At 75.5% G+C, this 4,096-nt stretch carries 4 protein-coding genes and 1 pseudogene; 1 reads left to right on the top strand and 4 read right to left on the bottom strand.

The features are described 5' to 3' along the window. The 3 genes from ACESL7_RS13810 to ACESL7_RS13800 form a co-directional block, all read right to left on the bottom strand. Positions 1 to 625 (bottom strand): aminotransferase class I/II-fold pyridoxal phosphate-dependent enzyme (locus ACESL7_RS13810; RefSeq protein WP_372893887.1); only part of this gene is annotated, 625 nt, incomplete at its 3' end. 9 nt (positions 626 to 634) lie between these two features. Beyond that, on the bottom strand, positions 635 to 1,570 hold the full coding sequence (cbiB, locus tag ACESL7_RS13805) for an adenosylcobinamide-phosphate synthase CbiB (protein ID WP_372893886.1): 936 nt from the start codon (positions 1,568 to 1,570) through the stop codon (positions 635 to 637). Beyond that, the gene (locus ACESL7_RS13800; protein ID WP_372893885.1) at positions 1,567 to 2,397 is read right to left on the bottom strand and encodes a propanediol utilization protein; all 831 of its coding nucleotides are present in this window, start codon (positions 2,395 to 2,397) and stop codon (positions 1,567 to 1,569) included. The genes cbiB and ACESL7_RS13800 overlap by 4 nt, the downstream gene beginning before the upstream one ends. 44 nt (positions 2,398 to 2,441) lie before the next feature. On the opposite strand from ACESL7_RS13800, the gene cobU reads away from it, so the two are divergent. Continuing rightward, positions 2,442 to 2,975 (top strand): bifunctional adenosylcobinamide kinase/adenosylcobinamide-phosphate guanylyltransferase, encoded by a 534-nt coding sequence (gene cobU / locus ACESL7_RS13795; RefSeq protein ID WP_372893888.1) that lies wholly within the window; start codon positions 2,442 to 2,444, stop codon positions 2,973 to 2,975. 541 nt (positions 2,976 to 3,516) lie between these two features. On the opposite strand, the pseudogene ACESL7_RS13790 reads toward cobU, so the two are convergent. Next, positions 3,517 to 4,096: pseudogene (locus tag ACESL7_RS13790) on the bottom strand (bifunctional proline dehydrogenase/L-glutamate gamma-semialdehyde dehydrogenase); the annotation flags it as partial.

Genomic DNA, 4,096 nt, shown 5'->3' with positions numbered 1-4,096 from the left:
CCGCGTCGCCCAGCGCGAAGCCGAGGCGCAGTCCCGCCAGTCCGAAGAACTTGCCGAAGGAGCGCAGGACCACGATCCTCCCGTCCCCGCCGCGCGCGTGCAGACGGGGAATGAGCGAGAGCCCCGGCGCGGTGTCCGCGAAGCTCTCGTCGACGACCAGCAGGCCGACCTCGCCGGCCACCGCCAGCAGCGTCTCCGGCGACCAGCACCGGCCATCCGGGTTGTTGGGGTTGACCACAACGCCCAGCGCCGCGCCGCGCAGCGCGTCCGGCGTCGCGACCGGCGTCACGCGCCAGCCCTGCGCCTCCAGCGCGCCGGCGTGCTCGTTGTAGGTGGGCGTGACCACGCGCGCCGCGCCCGGCCGGGCGAGGCGCGGCACCAGCTGGATCGCCGCCTGCGCCCCGGCGAGCGCGACGCAGGGCGTCCCCTGCCCCGCGCCGTAGGCCGTGCGCGCGGCCGCCTCGAGCTGCGCGATCGCCTCACGCGGGGGCAATGCGGCCCAGGCCTCGGGCGGCAACGGCCCGACCGGGTAGGGCACCGCGTTGATGCCCGTCGAGAGATCGAGCCAGTCGCCCGGCCCGTGGAGCGCCCGCGCCCGATCGAGATCGCCACCGTGATCGCGCATCCGTGATCCCTAAAGCAGTGCCAGACCCGCAAGCCCGGCCAGCATGACGAGCATCGCGCGGCGGTAGAGGGCGAGTCCACGCCCAAGGTCGTCCGGCGCCGGATCCGGCGCCGCCCCGTTGAGCCATGGCTCCTCGGCCACCGTGTCGCCGTAGAGGCGCGGCCCCGACAGGCGCACATCGAGCGAGCCGGCCATCGCGGCCTCGGGCCAGCCGGCGTTCGGGGACCGATGCCGCCGCGCATCGCGCGCCATCGCCGCGAGCGCAGCGCGCGGGCGCGCCCCGGTCACCGCGAAGAGCACGCCGGTCAGGCGCGCCGGGAGCAGGTTCACCGCGTCGTCGAGCCGGGCCGCGCCCTTGCCGAAGGCCTCGAACCGCTCGGTCCGGTGGCCGATCATCGAGTCGAGCGTGTTGATCGTCTTGTAGGCGGCGATCCCCGGGAGGCCGGCCACGACCCCCCAGAAAACCGGCGCGACCACGCCGTCCGAGGTGTTCTCGGCGAGGCTTTCGAGCGCGGCGCGCGCCACGCCGGAGGCGTCGAGGCGCGACGGATCACGCCCGACGATCAGGCTCACCGCGTCCCGCGCGGTTCCGGTGTCGCCCGCGGACAGGGGCGCGGACACCGCCGCGACATGGGCATGCATGGAGCGCAGCGCCACCAGCGGCCAGGCAAGGACACCGCCGAGGACCACGCCGGCCCATCCCTCCGGCAGCGCGGTCTGCACCGCGAGCGCCGCGAGCGTCACCGCGCCGGTCGCACCGAGCGCCACCAGCGCGCCGCCCGCCAGCCGCCGGCCGCGTCCACCCCGGTTGCACGCCCGCTCGAGCGCCGTGATCCCGGCGCCGATCCAGACCACGGGATGCCCGATGCGCCGGTAGAGCCCACCCGGCCAGCCGATGGCGGCATCGATCAGGCAGGCCACCAGCATCGCCCCTGCGAAACTCATCCCCGTCCCCCCGACGCGAAGCGCAGAACCCGTGCGAAGCCCGCACCGTGCAGCGCGGCCTCCGCCCGCTCCGGGACCGTCCCGGGCGCGAAGATCAGGCCCCGCGCCGATCCGGTATGCGCGCGCAGGTAGCCCAGCGCGCCCAGATCCCGCGCAAGCCGCTCGGTCGGGTCGTCCGCCGGCCCGCGCAGCGCCGTGCAGCGCCGGGCCGACTCCGAGGCGATCCGGGCGAGCGCCGCCGGCGTGCCGGCCCTCTGCAATCCGGGCACGAGATCGGCGATATCCGGAAAGGCGCGGTCCCCCGGGTCCGTGGCTTCGCCCGGCCCGAGGAACCCGCCGACGATCTCGACACGCGGCAGGGGGGCGAGCGCGCCGCGGATACGCGCCGCCCGCGGCTCCCAGAGGACGGCGTCCGGTTGCGGCAACATCAGCGGATCGGAGGCGCCCTCGACCGCGAGGCAGGCAGCGGCGAGCTCCGGGCAGTCCCCGCCGGCGGCGCGCGCCAGCGCCACGAGCGCCGCCGTCGATGCCCCGGCCCCGCCGCCGGGAGGCATCGACGCCGCCAGCGCGAAGCGGCCCGGCGGCATGCCCAGACGCGACAGAAGCTGCCAGGCCCGGCCCTCGGTCAGGATGTCCGGGTCCTGACGCAGCCGCAGGGGACCATCGCCCTCGCGCAGCGCCCGCACGCTCAACGCGCGACAGGCAACGGTGACCAGAACCAGCGGCCCGGCGGGGCCGAGCCGGCCCTGCACCCATTCACCGAAATGCCCCGCCACGGTCGCGGTGCGTCTGCACTCGGCATGCGGAACCCTGGGCGCACCGTTCAATCGGGTCTTCCTCTCGACACGGGAAACTGCCATCTCACATGGCCATGGCAAAGTCGATCCTGATCACCGGCGGCGCGCGCTCGGGCAAGAGCGCACTGGCCGAGCGCATGACGCTCGGGCTCGGCCGGCCGGCCGTCTACATCGCCACGGCGCAGGCCTTCGACGCGGAAATGGCGGACCGCATCGCACACCACCAGCAGCGCCGCGGCCCCGAGTGGGCGACCCATGCCGAGCCGCTCGATCTCGTGGACGCCCTGGCCCGGACCGACGGGGACCGCCCGCGCCTCGTCGACTGCCTGACGCTCTGGCTGTCGAACATCCTGCTGGCCGAACGCGACTGGCGAAGCGAGGCGGATCGCCTCGTCGCGGCGCTGGCGGATCAGGCGGCCCCGGTCGTCGTCGTGACCAACGAGGTCGGCTCCGGGATCGTGCCGGAGAACCGGCTCGCGCGCGATTTCCGCGATGCGGCCGGCTTCCTGAACCAGTCCGTCGCGGCGGCGAGCGACGACGTCTGGCTCTGCGTCTCCGGCTGCCCGCTGCGGGTCAAGCCGCCCCTCGACGGGACACCGGTCCCCTGAGCGGCCCACCCGGCCCGCAGAGCACGGGCGCGACCCCGCGAGCCGGTGCGAAAGGGTCAGTCAGGCGCCGTTGATCAAGGTGAGCATCGCGGCCGGCAGCCCACCATCTGCACCGTCGGGTCCCCTCTGACGGTTTGCCGCCGGATGGACCAGCCGCCGGCGGACAGGACGACAGGGCACTGGCCCGGGCGACGCGGGCGGTGGTGACGCGGTGACGGGCGGCAGATCATCGCGGTCTCCGGATGCCACCCCGTCGATGCCGGGACAGGCCACGGGCGCGGCGTGATCCTCGCCACGCCGGGCCATCGACCGGCTGGCTCGACCTCACTCGGCCCCGCGCATGCAAGCTGATCGAAGCGGCGGGCGCATGGAGGCCCCTGCACGTGCCCTCCGCGAGATCCGCGGGCCGACGGGATCGGGCACCGGCATGGCGACACCGCAAGGACAACGGGTCGCGGCCGTGACGTGCAGGTGAGCCGGCCACGGCGTCGCGCCACCACGAGCGCCTGCGCCACGGGGTCGCCCGGGGACGCCGCGCGCCCTAAGACGCGCCGGCGAGGAGCGCGGCGTTGCCGCCTGCGGCGGTGGTGTCGACGCAGAGGTGGCGCTCGGTCAGCACATGCGCCGGATCGGGCCGGCCGGTAACGAGCGGCAGGAGCGGCCCCTCGCGCGCGGCGAGCGCGCGGTCGAGCGCCCGGGCGGTTTCGGCGTCACCCCACCAGAGCACGACCGAGAGCCCGTCGAGCCGCGTGAGCGCCTCCGGCGCGATCCGCCCCGCGGCTTCGACCGCGATGCCACCGAGGTCACGCACCGCCTGCGCCTGCGCCGCCGCGCACTCCGCACCGGGGCCGAGACAGAGCGCCGGGCGCCGGGGAAGCGTGGAAAAGCGGTTCGATTCGCCCGTCGGGCCGGGCAGCGTCTCGGTGCGCCGCGACGCGTCCCCGGCTGCGGCCTCGGCCAGTGCGCGGTTCAGTGCATTCAGGTCAGCTTCCGCCTGCCAAGCTGTGCCCCGCACAGGCGCCTCGGCCCGCGTGAAGCGCGGCAGGTAGTGCGGCCCGCCGGCCTTGGGGCCGGTGCCCGACAGCCCCTCGCCGCCGAAGGGCTGGCTGCCCACGATGGCG

The sequence above is a fragment of the Rhodosalinus sp. genome, from assembly GCF_041685465.1.
GTDB lineage: Bacteria > Pseudomonadota > Alphaproteobacteria > Rhodobacterales > Rhodobacteraceae > Rhodosalinus.
This window is presented reverse-complemented; position numbering and strand designations above follow the sequence as displayed.

Bases quoted from the DNA above. Each gene is read 5' to 3' on its own strand.
- cbiB (WP_372893886.1), bottom strand. From the start codon at position 1,570: ATGAGTTTCGCAGGGGCGATGCTGGTGGCCTGCCTGATCGATGCCGCC.
- cobU (WP_372893888.1), top strand. From the start codon at position 2,442: ATGGCAAAGTCGATCCTGATCACCGGCGGCGCGCGCTCGGGCAAGAGC.